The following is a 12,387-nucleotide window of genomic DNA, read 5'->3' as shown; positions in this document are numbered from 1 at the left end:
ATGCTCCTTAGAACGGTAAACGAATGTGAGGTGCAATGCGCCTGAACGCCTTGCGAAAGTCCTCCTCGATACGAGCCAGCGCGGCCACGTTGTCTCCTTCGAACCGGAGTACCACCGTCGGTGTGGTGTTGGACGGTCGCGCAAGGCCGAAGCCATCCGCGTAGTCCACACGGATCCCGTCGAGCTCGTTGATGGACACTGCGCCGGGGAATTCCCCTTGATCGCGCAGCGCCTGCACCAGCTCGACGCCTTCCGTGGTCTCCAGTTTCAATTCGGGGGTGGCGCAGGACTGGGGCAAGCTTTCCAGCAAAGCCGAGGGGTCCGGCGCCGACGAGAGGATCTCCAGCAGGCGGGCGGCGGCGTAGATGCCGTCGTCAAAGCCGTACCAGCGCTCCTTGAAGAAAATGTGGCCGCTCATCTCCCCAGCAAGTAGCGCTCCCGACTCGCGCATCTTGGCTTTGATAAGGGAATGCCCTGTCTTCCACATAGTCGCCTTGCCGCCCGCCTCGGTGATGGCGCGGGCCACGTGGCGGCTGCATTTGACGTCGTAGATGATCTCGGCGCCCGGGTTGCGCGCCAGCACGTCGCGGGCAAACAGGATCAGCTGGCGGTCCGGCCAGATGATCTGTCCCGATTTTGTGACCACGCCCAGCCGGTCGCCGTCGCCGTCGAACGCCAGTCCGACCTCGCAGTCCGAATAGCGCAGGCAGTAAATAAGGTCCTGCAGGTTATGGGGATCGGCCGGATCGGGGTGATGCCCCGGAAAGGATCCATCCACCTCGCAGAACAGCTCCGTCACCTCGCAGCCCAGCGCCCGGAAGAGCGCCGGCGCCACCGCGCCCGCGACCCCGCTGCCGCAGTCGATGGCGATCTTCATGGGCCGCGCCATGCGGATGTCGCCCACGAGGCGTGCCGCGTAGCAGGGCGTGATCTGCATCTGGGTGCGGCCGCCGGGCGTGGGCGCCGAATCGATCGGCTGGCGCATCGCGTCGCGCAGCGCGGTCAGGCCGTCGCCATACAGCGAGCCGCCTTCCATCACGATCTTGAAGCCGTTGTGCGTGGGCGGGTTGTGGCTGCCCGTCACCGCGATGCCGGTCCCGGTGTCCATCAACCGGGCCGTGAAATACACCATGGGCGTGGTCGCCATGCCGATGTCGATCACGTGCATGCCCGCCGAGCGCAGCCCGGCCTGCAGCGCCGCGGACAGCTCGACACTGCTCAGCCTGCCGTCGCGCCCCACCACGATCGACCGCACCCCCTGTGCGTGCGCCTTGGCGCCCACCGCCATCCCGAGGCTGTGGGCAAACCTGGCATCCAGCTCGTCCGGGACCGTTCCCCGTATGTCATAGGCCTTGAAAACCGCATCCAGAATTTGCGGCGTGTCCCAGCCAAAAGTTCCGTGCATGCCAGTTTCTCCGTGTGGCGTTCACTTGGGACCGTTCTGTTTGAAATCACCGTAGTACGCCGCACGGGAGTAGCGATAACCACCGTACTTGGACCGGAACCCGAAACGTTCCGGCAGCAGCTTGAGACCGTTGAAGAGCACGCCATCGACCGGCGCGCCCGCCTGGATCAGGCGCTTGGCCGTTTCGCGGATCTCGCCGACCGTATTCATGCCCGACCGCACCACCACCATGACTGCCGCGGCATGCGTACCGACCACGGCGGCATCCGGCGACGACAGCACGGGCGCCGTGTCCAGGATCACCATGTCGTACTGCGTGGCCAGTTCCCGCAGGGTCTCGCCGAACACCGGCGAGGCCAGCAGCTCCGACGGATCGAACGTCACGGCGCCCGTGGCGATGAAGTCCACGCCTTCGGACACGCTGTGCTTGCGGACGCGGCTGAGCGGGATCGTGCCGGTCAGCACTTCGAACAGGCCATCTTCCTTCGGCACGCCGAAATAGCGGTTGAGCTGGCCCTTGCGGAAGTCGGCATCGATCAGCAGCACGCGCTTGCCGACGCCCCCCTGGATGAAGGCAAAGTTTGCAGACAGGAAGGATTTACCCACTCCCGCGACCGGACCGGTGAACATGACCATGTTGTTGGCGGACTGGCGCAGCGAGGCCTGCAGCACGTTGCGGAAGGATCGCAAACTCTCGATCGGTGGCGAGTTGCCCTGGCTCTGCGCCAGAAGCGCAGGCACGGTGGCGTTCTTGCGCCGGCTGCGGCGCCACAGCTTGTCCTGCACGTCGCTGTACGGAATGGCGGCCAGCACCGGCAGGCCGGTATGGCGCTCGACGTCTTCCGGCTCCGACAGGCCGCCGAACAAGGCGTTGCGCACGAACGCGCACAGCATGGCGAAGATCAGACCGGCTGCGGTGGCCACGCCGATGATGATCGCGCCCTTCGGACGCACGGGCTTGTCAGGCTGCACGGCGGCATCCAGGATGCGCACGTTGCCCACCTTGCCGGCGCGGATCAGCTTGAGCTGCTGCGTGTTGTTCAAGAGCGCCGTGTAGAGCTCGGTGTTGACGCGCACGTCGCGCACCAGGCGCACCACGTCCTGTTCCAGATCCGGCAGTTGCTTGATGTTGTTGCCCAGGCGGTTGACGTCGCCCGTCAGAGATGCGATCTGACGGTCGATGCCCACGATGCTCGGGTGCGTCGGCGCAAAGCGCGTGATCAGTTCCTGGCGCTTCTGGCGCAGTTCCATCACGCGGGTCTGGGCGTCGACCGACTGCCCGAGGATCAGCTTCGCTTCTTCGCTCAGGTCGATCGTGCCGCGCTTGTTGCGCAGCTGGTTGTACTTGGTTTCCGCTGCATCAAGCTCGGCCTTCAGTTGCGGCAGCTGCTGCTCCAGGAACACCAGCGACTTCTCAGCCTGCGCGGACTTGCGGTTCACGTTCTGCTGCACGTATTCCTGGCCGATCTGGTTCAGCACTGCGGTGGTCAGCGCCGGATCGTTGCCCTCCAGCGTGACGCCGATCACGCCCGACGTGCGGCCACGCTCAAAGATGCCCATGCGCGATTGCACATTCTCGATGGCCGCCAGACGCGAGCTGCGCGACACCGTGAACTCGGTGCCGGGACGGCCCGACAGCGCGTCGACGTGCACGTCCATCGCGCCGCCACCCGGCAACAGGAAGCGCTCGGGCTTGCCCACCGTGCCGGTGAACGTGGCGCCGGTCAGCTTGTCGCTGAGCGTGTAGCGGCCCTCGCCCAGCGTGGTCAGCCGGAACGGCTTGCCCAGCCACTCGTTGGGCACGTCCAGTTGCGAGATTGCAATGGACTCGCCGCCCCACGCATAGCCCCCGCGCGGCAGGCTGGACGGATACGGCAGGCTTTCGTAGCGCCGCGCCAGCCATTCGCCCACCACGGGGAAGTAGCGCGGCTTCGCATGGATGTAGAGCAGGAACTTGTCGACGGCGGGACCGACGACCATGCGCGAGCGCAGCACTTCCATTTCGCCCGACGTTTCCGCCTTGGTGTCGAACATGGATGAGACATCGCCCAGCAGGCTGCGCGCCTGTCCGTTCGGGAGCTCCTCCTCCACCTGCACGATGATGTCAGCCGAATAGACCGACGGCGTCACCATCACATAGGCGAGCGCGCCGAGAAACGCGAACATGGTGATCGCAATGATCATCCAGCGGTTGGAAAAAATGGCGTCCACGTGGGACGACAACGGGGTTTCCTGCTGACGGGCCGGTACTGACGGCTCGAACGATTCGATGGGCAACGACATGCAGCTCTCCAGGAGAGGGCGCCGCCGCGGTTGCGGCGCCCCCAAAGGCGGGGTTTTGAGGCGGACTAATCGATGGACCTGACGGTCTGTACGGTCTGCGCGCTCGGGAAGAGGTTGCTGATGAAGCGGTTCCACCGCACCAGGCCCGCCGAATCCACGAACACGACATCCTTGGGTTGCAATTCGAACTTGGCGCCCACCGCCAGTGCCTGCGGCGATGCGGCGTTCAGGTGATACACCAAAGGCTTTGCCTCCTCCGTGGCGCGCACGACGAAAATCTGCGAGGTGTCGGCCGTGATCTGGTTGGGCCCGCCAGCAAGACCCAATGCTTCGGTCAGCGACAAGCGTCCATCACGCATGACGGAAGCCCCGGGGATGAACACCTCACCCATCACGAACACCTTGCTATCCTCGCGCGGCGTGACTCTCACGATGTCCCCTGCCTTGAGCATGACCTGGTTCAGGTCCTGGCCGCGCTCGATCAGCGCGGGAAGGTTCACGCGAGTACGCTTGCCATCGCGGATCACATAAACCGCACTGCGGTCTCCGGTTGGCAGGATGCCTCCGGCCCTGTTGAGCGCTTCCAACAGGGTCATGGGCACATCATTGATCGCAACCGTACCCGGCGTGGTTACCTCGCCATCGACGAAGATGCGCTTGCTGCGGAATCCCAGAACGCGTACGGTGATCTGCGGGTCCTGTATGTACTTGCCCGAACTATTGACTATGAGATTGCGCGCCTGAAGTTCAGTCAACCCCGCCACTTTCAGCAGTCCCGTATACGGAAACTGGATATATCCAGCGGATGAGACCGTATAGCCCGGAATGCCCGAGGCGGTATCCCCAATAGCTAATTCCGTTGCCCCTGATCCGATGGCGTAGGTTTGCGTCGGAAGCACGAGCTCGGGGTGATCCCACACGACGATCGAGAGGATGTCTCCCGGCCCGATGAGGTAGGGAGCCGGCTTGCCGATGAGGTGACCGATGCCTTCGTTATCGATCAGCGCTTCACGTGCGCGCTGCTCTTCAAGAACGAGGGACGGCGTGATCTGTTTGATGACCGCCTTGGAGTTCGGGTCCAGCGGATCCGCGAGCTGATTGGCGTTGAACGTCATACCGGGTGATAGGGCGCAAGCGCCTAGCGAGGACACGAGCGCGATAGCGGCTATGGCTCGGCTCATCGTTCCGAAAAATGTAGTCATGGCGAATCCACTGTGAATGACTTCGTTGCCTGGAAAGGAGCCCGATGCGTAACGGGTTGCGACATTCCACACGCTTTTCCTAAGCCCGCACATTCGACGGATGCCCTAAGCCTTCTCCTACACCGTTTGGAGGTTTCGGGTGAGTTGCGCACTCAATAAGATTTTGTCGGTAGCCACATGCTTTGCGGCACTGCACAGTTTTTGCATTGCGCAAGGCGTTTCCCCGAACAGGAGTGCGCGATGGACCCGTCCCAAACGGACACGTCGGCAAGGTTCAGTGGGGCAAGCTATCTGTATCGCTTGCTCGACGCCGCGATCGTCATCACCTGCGGCCTGACTGCCACCGGCTTGAAGTTCTCGGAAGATGCTTTCACGGATCCTCCGCAGATTCATTTGTTCCTGATCTATCTGTGCGGCCTGGGCGTCATAGCGCTCTTCCCGGCCTTCCGCCTGTATGTGTCGTGGCGCGGACGCCTGCTCACCGATCTGGTGGTGCGCAGCCTTGCCGCGTGGGCCACCGTGTTTGCGTTGGGCATCTTCGTCAGTTTTCTCATGCACCAGACCGGCGCGATATCCCGCTTATGGGCTGCAACCTGGTTCGGCATGACGGCGCTGGCGCTGGCCGGCGTGCGCATCGCCGTCTATGCGGCGCTGGGCGCGGCGCGCGATCGCGGCATGGACAAGAAGCGGGTGCTGCTCGTGGGCTTTGGCGCGCTGGGCCACGACATGTGGCGCCGCGTGGAAAAGTACCGCGAGGCCGGCTATCAGATATCGGGGATCTACGCCGAACCGCATGAGATCCTGCCGCCGCAGGTCCGCCGTCTGCACGACCTGGACAACCTGACCGACTTCGTTCGTGAGAACAAGGTTCGCGAGATCTGGATCGTGCTGCCGATGGAAGCCGGCCAGGAGCTGCGCGAAGTGCTCTATCACCTGCGCAACGACCTGGTGGATATCCGCTGGATTCCCGATGTGATGTCCATCCAGCTGCTGGGCCATCGCATCGGCGAGTTCCTGGGACTGCCCGCGATTCAACTGAACAGCCTGCCCGCCGCCGGCGTGCGCGGCTGGGCGAAGGAAGCCTTCGACCGCAGCTTCGCGCTGTGCGCGCTGATCGGCCTGGCGCCCGTCATGCTGACCGTGGCCATGCTGATCAAGCTGACGTCGCGCGGCCCCGTGTTCTTCACGCAACCCCGCCTCGGCGTGGACGGCAAGGTGTTCCACGTCTACAAGTTCCGCACCATGACCGTGCACCAGGAACACGGCGTGGTCACCCAGGCCACGCGCAACGACAACCGCGTCACGCGCATCGGCGGCTTCCTGCGCCGCACCAGCCTGGACGAGCTGCCGCAGTTCCTGAACGTGCTGATGGGCGACATGTCGGTGGTGGGCCCGCGCCCGCACGCGTTGGAGCACAACGAAATGTACAAGGACCTGGTGCAGCGCTACATGATGCGCCACCGCGTCAAGCCCGGCATCACCGGCTGGGCGCAGGTCAACGGCTTTCGCGGCCAGACCGACACGCTGCGCAAGATGAGCGACCGCGTCGAACACGACATCTATTACATCCAGCATTGGACGTTCAGGATGGACCTGCTGATCATCGCGCGCACCGCGATTTCGGGATGGACGGGCCGCAATGTCTACTGAACCGTTGGGATGGCCCGTGCGTGAAGCGCCGGGGCCTCGTGGCGGCATGCTTGGCCGCTCGGACTTCCGCCAGGCCGTGGAAATGCTGCCCCTGGTGTCGATCGATCTCCTGCTGCGCGATGGCGCCGGCAACTACCTGACAGGGCTGCGGGCCAATCCGCCCGCCCAGGGCGCGTGGTTCGTGCCGGGTGGCCGGATCCGCAAGAACGAGTCGCTGCGCCACGCGCTGCGCCGCATCGTCCACGACGAGCTGGGCCTGTCGTTGCCCGACCTCGAGTGGACGCCGCGCGGCGTGTACGAGCACTTCTACGGCACCAATTTCGCGGGTGAGGCGGGACGCTCCACCCACTACGTCGTCCTCGCGTATGAGGCCGAGCTTTCTCTGGATACCGCAAGCCTTCCCCTGTCCCAGCACAGCGGCTATCGCTGGCTGCCGCGGGAAGTGATCGCCGCCGATCCCGGCGTGCATCCGTACACCCAGGCCTACTTCAAGGAGTGAGAGCCATGACCAACCCCCGTCCTCCGTACCGGGCAGTGATTCTTTGCGGTGGTTCAGGCTCGCGCCTGTGGCCGCTGTCGCGCGAACTGTTGCCGAAGCAGTTCATCCGTTTGACCGATGACCGCAGCCTTCTGCAGAACACCCTGCGACGGCTGGAGTCGGCGGGCGCGCAAGAGCGGCCCATCCTGGTCTGCAATGAGGCGCATCGCTACATCGCGGCGGAGCAGGCTGATGAGCTGGGCATCAAGGACGTCGAGGTCATCCTGGAGCCGTATGCGCGCAACACCGCGCCGGCCATCGCTGCCGCCACGCTGCGGGCCATGCAGGATGGGGAGGATCCCATCATGCTCATCATGCCGTCGGACCACGTGCTGGAAGACGGCGAGGTGCTCAGCACGGCGTTTGCCCAGGCGTACGACGCGGCCCGCCAAGGCGCACTGGTGACGTTCGGCATCAAGCCGACCGCGCCGCTCAGCGGCTACGGCTACATCCAGGCGGACGAGCCCGGCGCCATGGCCCCGGCGCGCCGTGTGCGCCGGTTCGTGGAAAAACCGTCGCCCGAGGTCGCCCAGCGCTTCATCGACGACGGCGGTTACTACTGGAACAGCGGCATGTTCGCCTTCCAGGCGTCGGTTTTCCTGGCCGAGCTGGGCCGGCTGGCGCCCAAGATCCTCGCGCAGGCGCAGTCGGCCGTGGCGACGGGGCATGGCGACAACGGCCTTTTCCATCTGGACGGCCCGGCGTTCGAGGCATGCCCCAGCGATTCCATGGACTACGCCATCATGGAGCGCACCGACAGCGCGGTGGTCATCCCGCTGGCCGCCTCGTGGAGCGACGTGGGTGCGTGGGATGCGGTATGGGGCATCGCCCAGAAGTCGGTGGAAGGCAACTCCACCACGGGCGACGTCATGGTGGAGGATTCGCGCAACTGCCTCATCCATTCGACCAGCCGGCTGGTGGCCTCGGTGGGCCTGGACGACATAGTGGTCATCGAGACGGCCGACGCGGTCCTGGTGGCGCACAAGTCGCGCTCGCAGGACGTCAAGCGCCTGGTCGAGGTCTTCAAGTCGCAGCACCGCAGCGAACTGAACCACCACCGCGAGGTGCAGCGGCCGTGGGGGTCGTACGACTCGGTCGGCCAGGGGCCGCGATACCAGGTCAAGCGCATCACTGTGAAGCCGGGCGCGCGGTTGTCGTCGCAGATGCACCACCACCGCGCCGAGCACTGGATCGTGGTGTCGGGTACGGCGCGCATCTACAACGGCGACAAGCAGTACCTGCTGACCGAGAACCAGTCGACCTACATCCCGCTGGGCGAGATCCACAGCCTGGAGAACCCCGGGAAGATTCCGCTGGAAATCATCGAGGTGCAGTCGGGGGCTTATCTCGGCGAAGACGACATCGTGCGTTTCCAGGACATCTACGGCCGTGTTTAGGGAGCCCCCACGCCGCACACGCTCCGCGCGCTTGCTGCCCCCCGAGGGGGCCGTCTTCGCCTTGGGGCGGCCCGGCGGCGAAGAGCCGGAGCGGGTTCCCTTTTGGCGCCCGGGCATGGCCAAGATCTGCCTGCCCGTGGCGGCCCTCTTTTTCATCGTGCTCATCACGGTGGGCAATCTTCCCGGGCTGGCGGCGGACATGTCCGATGCCTTTGGCGACAAGCGGCTGCATCTGGCCGCCTACGCCTTCCTGACCGGGCTGATCTACGTATCGGTCAACCGGCGCCCGGCGCTGGTGGCCATGCTGGCGGTTACCGCATTGGGAGTGGTGGACGAATCCATCCAGTCCCTTTTTCCCTACCGAGAGGCTGAACTCTTAGACCTTTTGGCCGATATCTCAGCGGCTGGTGCAACAGTAATCTCTTTGCACATTGGTAACGCAGCCATCGGCTCCTTTCGTGCAGTCACTAAGTCTTAAGGACACAACCATGCCAAAACGGGCACTGATTACCGGCGTAACTGGCCAAGACGGGGCCTATCTGGCGGAGCTTCTGCTGGCCAAGGGCTATGAGGTCCACGGCATCAAGCGGCGCGCTTCGCTGTTCAACACCGCGCGGATCGACCATCTGTACCAGGACCCGCACGACCAGCCCCGCAATTTCGTCCTGCACCACGGCGACATGACGGACTCGTGCAGCCTCATCCGCATCGTCCAGTCGGTGCAACCCGACGAGATCTACAACCTGGCCGCGCAAAGCCACGTGGGCGTCTCGTTCGAGGAACCGGAATACACGGCCAACGCCGACGGCCTGGGCACCCTGCGCCTCTTGGAAGCCATCCGCATCCTGAAGCTGGAAAACAAGTCGCGCTTCTACCAGGCGTCGACGTCCGAGCTGTACGGCCTGGTGCAGGAAACGCCGCAGAAGGAAACCACCCCCTTCTACCCGCGCAGCCCCTACGCCGCCGCCAAGCTCTACGCCTACTGGATCAGCGTGAACTACCGCGAAGCCTATGGCATGTACGCCTGCAACGGCATCCTGTTCAACCACGAATCGCCCAAGCGCGGCGAAACGTTCGTGACGCGCAAGATCACCCGCGGCCTGGCGCGCATCGTGCTGGGGCTGCAGGAATGCCTGTACCTGGGCAACCTGTCCGCCCTGCGCGATTGGGGCCACGCCCGCGACTACGTCGAAATGCAGTGGCTGATGCTGCAGCAGGACACGCCCGAAGACTACGTCATCGCGACGGGCATGCAGTACAGCGTGCGCGAGTTCATCAACACCGCCGCGCGCGAACTGGGCATCCTGCTGGCGTGGGAAGGCGAAGGCCTGGAAGAGACGGCCACGGTGCTGTTCTCGCCGGTGCATGACGTCAAGGCCGGCCAGGTCATCGTCCGCGTCGATCCGCGCTACTTCCGTCCGACTGAAGTGGAGACCCTGCTGGGCGATCCCACCAAGGCCCGCGAAAAGCTCGGCTGGTCGCCCCGCACCACGTTTGCGCAGCTCGTCAAGGAGATGGTCGAGGCGGACCTGAAGGACGCGCGGCGCGATGCGCTGGTCGAACAGAACGGCTACGAAATCTACGCCTACAAGGAGTAGCCCGCCATGACGAACCTGGACCAACGCGTTTTCGTCGCCGGCCACCGCGGGATGGTGGGCGCGGCGATCACCCGCGAACTGCACCGGCGCGGCTACGAGAACGTGCTGACCCGCAGCCGCGCGGAACTGGACCTGGAAAACCAGAACCAGGTGCACCGCTTCTTTTCGACCACGCCGGTCGACGTGGTGTACCTGGCCGCCGCCAAGGTGGGCGGCATCCTGGCCAACCAGACGCATCCGGTGGATTTTCTGTACAAGAACCTGATGATCCAGTGCAACGTGATCCGCGCCGCGTATGCGGCCGGGGTGCGCAAGCTGCTGTTTCTGGGTTCGTCATGCATCTACCCGCGCGAGGCGCCGCAGCCCATCCGCGAGGACGCGCTGCTGACCGGTCCGCTGGAATCCACCAACGAACCGTACGCCATCGCCAAGATCGCCGGCCTGAAGCTGTGCGAGGCCTATCAGCGGGAGCACGGCGCGCGCTTCATCTGCGCCATGCCCACCAACCTCTACGGCCCGCACGACAACTACGACCTGCACAGCAGCCATGTGCTGCCGGCCCTGATCCGCAAGTTCCACGAGGGCCGCGAGGCCAACGCGGAAAGCGTGACGATCTGGGGCACCGGGTCGCCGCTGCGCGAGTTCCTGTACGTGGACGACCTGGCGCAGGCCAGCGTCATGCTGATGGAGCATCCGGACGCCGAGGGCATCTACAACATCGGCGCCGGCCAGGACATCTCCATCGCGGACCTGGCGCGGCTGGTGGCGCGCGTCATCGGCTACGAGGGCAAGATCGTCTACGACACCTCCAAGCCCGACGGCACGCCGCGCAAGCTGATGGACTCGTCGCGCGTGCAGGCGCTGGGCTGGCGGCCGGAGATCTCTCTGACGCATGGCATCACGCTGGCCTACGGCCATTTCCTGCGCGAGCGCACGCAACAGGCGCTGCCGGTGGCCTGACGGCCGCGCCAGCATGACAGACAGGGTTACCGATGCTTGGATTCGTGAAGAAACACATCGCCGGCAATGCCTCCTTCTGGGGGCTGGTGGAGTACGGCATCGGTCCCGTCGCGGCGCTGGTGGCGCTGCCGATCCTGTTCCGCCAGCTCGGCACGGTCGGCTTCGGCCAGTATTCGATGATCATCGCGCTGGCCGGCTTCGGCAACGCGGCCAACCTGGGCGCGGCGGTGACTGCGACCAAGCTGGTGTCCGAGAGCGCGCACGAACCCGGCGGCGCCTATCGCGCGGCCGGCGTCAGCATGTCGCTGATCGGCTGTGCGCTGGCCGTGGTGACCCTGGCTGCCGTGCTGCTGTGGGGCGTGGTGGGGTTGGGCTGGCCAGAAGCCACGTTCGGCGGCGTGGCGGTGACGATGCTGGCCATGCCCGCGCTCGCCATCTATCTCACGCAGCAGTATGACCAGCTCTTTTCCGGCTGCCTGAAGGGGCGCGAGGACTTTCGCGCCACCGCGCTGTGCGAGGTCTTCAGCCGCACGGGCACGATGGCGCTCGCGTGCGCGGCCGCCTGGTACACCGCCTCGCCCACGTGGACGGGACTGGCGCAGGCGCTGGGCCTCCTGATCGCGGGCAGCGTCAAGATGCGCGTGTTCTCGCGCGCCTACGACCGCTACATCGTGCGGCCCGTGCGCGATCGCGGCGCCATGATGGCCGCCTTCCGGTTCTCGCGCTGGTCGTGGCTGAACAGCCTGAGCGCGCTGGCCTTCGGCTCGGTCGACCGCGTGCTGGTCGGCAGCCTGATGGGGCCGGCGGCGCTGGCGATCTACACCGTGGGCGTGCAAGTGGGCCAGATCATCCACACCGCGTCCGTCGCCATCTTCCAGAAGGCCATGCCGCGCGTGACCCGCCTTTCGGTCTCGCCGCCCTACCCGGGCGCGGCCGAACGAGAGATCCGCCGCATGATGCTGTGGAACCTGGCGCTGTCGGCCGGCGCCACGCTGGCGGTGCTGGCGGTCAGCCGGCCGCTCTTGAACGTGCTGCTGGGCGACGACGTCGCCGGCGGCCATCTGGGCACATTCCAATTGCTGATCGTGGCGTCGGGCCTCTTGTCCCTGAACGCTGCGGCGCATTTCTCCCTGCTGGGGCTCGGCAATTCCCGCGCCGTCGCGATCCTGAACGGATTGGGCGGGCTGGCAATGCTGTGCGTCATGGCGGGACTGGTTCACGTGGCGGGGGAACACGCCGCAGCCTGGGGCCGCATGGCCTACGCGGCGATCACGCTGGCCGGCGTGGCCCTCGCCATCCGTCAATCCCGCCCCGAGTTTCCGGGCGCCATGCCTGCGGCCACCCGATAACCAAC

The 12,387-nt window shown here is 65.2% G+C and carries 10 protein-coding genes; 7 read left to right on the top strand and 3 right to left on the bottom strand.

All coding sequences use genetic code 11. From position 1 onward, the window contains the following. Positions 1 to 7 precede the first annotated feature (7 nt). The 3 genes from AC6CIE_RS01520 to AC6CIE_RS01510 form a co-directional block, all read right to left on the bottom strand. Positions 8 to 1,405, bottom strand: a complete 1,398-nt coding sequence (locus tag AC6CIE_RS01520) for a phosphomannomutase/phosphoglucomutase (protein WP_175126157.1) — start codon at positions 1,403 to 1,405, stop codon at positions 8 to 10. Between the two features lie 21 nt (positions 1,406 to 1,426). After that, the gene (locus tag AC6CIE_RS01515) at positions 1,427 to 3,688 is read right to left on the bottom strand and encodes a GNVR domain-containing protein (RefSeq protein ID WP_498090874.1); all 2,262 of its coding nucleotides are present in this window, start codon (positions 3,686 to 3,688) and stop codon (positions 1,427 to 1,429) included. A gap of 65 nt (positions 3,689 to 3,753) precedes the next feature. Next, on the bottom strand, positions 3,754 to 4,890 hold the full coding sequence (locus AC6CIE_RS01510) for a polysaccharide biosynthesis/export family protein (RefSeq protein ID WP_175126159.1): 1,137 nt from the start codon (positions 4,888 to 4,890) through the stop codon (positions 3,754 to 3,756). Positions 4,891 to 5,130: 240 nt separating this feature from the next. Between AC6CIE_RS01510 and AC6CIE_RS01505 the strand changes: the two genes are divergently transcribed. The 7 genes from AC6CIE_RS01505 to AC6CIE_RS01475 all read left to right on the top strand — a co-directional run bounded on the left by AC6CIE_RS01505 (position 5,131) and on the right by AC6CIE_RS01475 (position 12,382). After that, complete coding sequence (locus AC6CIE_RS01505; RefSeq protein WP_175183995.1) at positions 5,131 to 6,540, top strand: undecaprenyl-phosphate glucose phosphotransferase; 1,410 nt, start codon at positions 5,131 to 5,133, stop codon at positions 6,538 to 6,540. A gap of 46 nt (positions 6,541 to 6,586) precedes the next feature. Then, positions 6,587 to 7,039, top strand: a complete 453-nt coding sequence (locus AC6CIE_RS01500) for a GDP-mannose mannosyl hydrolase (protein ID WP_175126173.1) — start codon at positions 6,587 to 6,589, stop codon at positions 7,037 to 7,039. 5 nt (positions 7,040 to 7,044) lie between these two features. After that, the gene (locus AC6CIE_RS01495; protein ID WP_498090872.1) at positions 7,045 to 8,475 is read left to right on the top strand and encodes a mannose-1-phosphate guanylyltransferase/mannose-6-phosphate isomerase; all 1,431 of its coding nucleotides are present in this window, start codon (positions 7,045 to 7,047) and stop codon (positions 8,473 to 8,475) included. 115 nt (positions 8,476 to 8,590) lie between these two features. Next, positions 8,591 to 8,953 (top strand): VanZ family protein, encoded by a 363-nt coding sequence (locus AC6CIE_RS01490; RefSeq protein ID WP_175138037.1) that lies wholly within the window; start codon positions 8,591 to 8,593, stop codon positions 8,951 to 8,953. A 10-nt stretch (positions 8,954 to 8,963) separates the two neighbouring features. Beyond that, positions 8,964 to 10,073, top strand: a complete 1,110-nt coding sequence (gene gmd, locus AC6CIE_RS01485; protein WP_175126163.1) for a GDP-mannose 4,6-dehydratase — start codon at positions 8,964 to 8,966, stop codon at positions 10,071 to 10,073. A 6-nt stretch (positions 10,074 to 10,079) separates the two neighbouring features. Then, positions 10,080 to 11,033, top strand: a complete 954-nt coding sequence (locus AC6CIE_RS01480; RefSeq protein ID WP_105239707.1) for a GDP-L-fucose synthase family protein — start codon at positions 10,080 to 10,082, stop codon at positions 11,031 to 11,033. Positions 11,034 to 11,077: 44 nt separating this feature from the next. Then, positions 11,078 to 12,382 (top strand): lipopolysaccharide biosynthesis protein, encoded by a 1,305-nt coding sequence (locus tag AC6CIE_RS01475; RefSeq protein ID WP_498090870.1) that lies wholly within the window; start codon positions 11,078 to 11,080, stop codon positions 12,380 to 12,382. Positions 12,383 to 12,387 lie beyond the last annotated feature (5 nt).

Source organism: Achromobacter sp. GQ309, assembly GCF_059759315.1.
This window is presented reverse-complemented; position numbering and strand designations above follow the sequence as displayed.

What these genes read in the sequence shown, in the direction of transcription:
- AC6CIE_RS01510 (WP_175126159.1), bottom strand. Translation starts at nt 4,890, where the DNA reads ATGACTACATTTTTCGGAACGATGAGCCGAGCCATAGCCGCTATCGCG.
- AC6CIE_RS01480 (WP_105239707.1), top strand. Translation starts at nt 10,080, where the DNA reads ATGACGAACCTGGACCAACGCGTTTTCGTCGCCGGCCACCGCGGGATG.
- AC6CIE_RS01495 (WP_498090872.1), top strand. Translation starts at nt 7,045, where the DNA reads ATGACCAACCCCCGTCCTCCGTACCGGGCAGTGATTCTTTGCGGTGGT.
- AC6CIE_RS01515 (WP_498090874.1), bottom strand. Translation starts at nt 3,688, where the DNA reads ATGTCGTTGCCCATCGAATCGTTCGAGCCGTCAGTACCGGCCCGTCAG.
- AC6CIE_RS01505 (WP_175183995.1), top strand. Translation starts at nt 5,131, where the DNA reads ATGGACCCGTCCCAAACGGACACGTCGGCAAGGTTCAGTGGGGCAAGC.
- AC6CIE_RS01500 (WP_175126173.1), top strand. Translation starts at nt 6,587, where the DNA reads ATGCTTGGCCGCTCGGACTTCCGCCAGGCCGTGGAAATGCTGCCCCTG.
- gmd (WP_175126163.1), top strand. Translation starts at nt 8,964, where the DNA reads ATGCCAAAACGGGCACTGATTACCGGCGTAACTGGCCAAGACGGGGCC.
- AC6CIE_RS01490 (WP_175138037.1), top strand. Translation starts at nt 8,591, where the DNA reads ATGGCCAAGATCTGCCTGCCCGTGGCGGCCCTCTTTTTCATCGTGCTC.
- AC6CIE_RS01520 (WP_175126157.1), bottom strand. Translation starts at nt 1,405, where the DNA reads ATGCACGGAACTTTTGGCTGGGACACGCCGCAAATTCTGGATGCGGTT.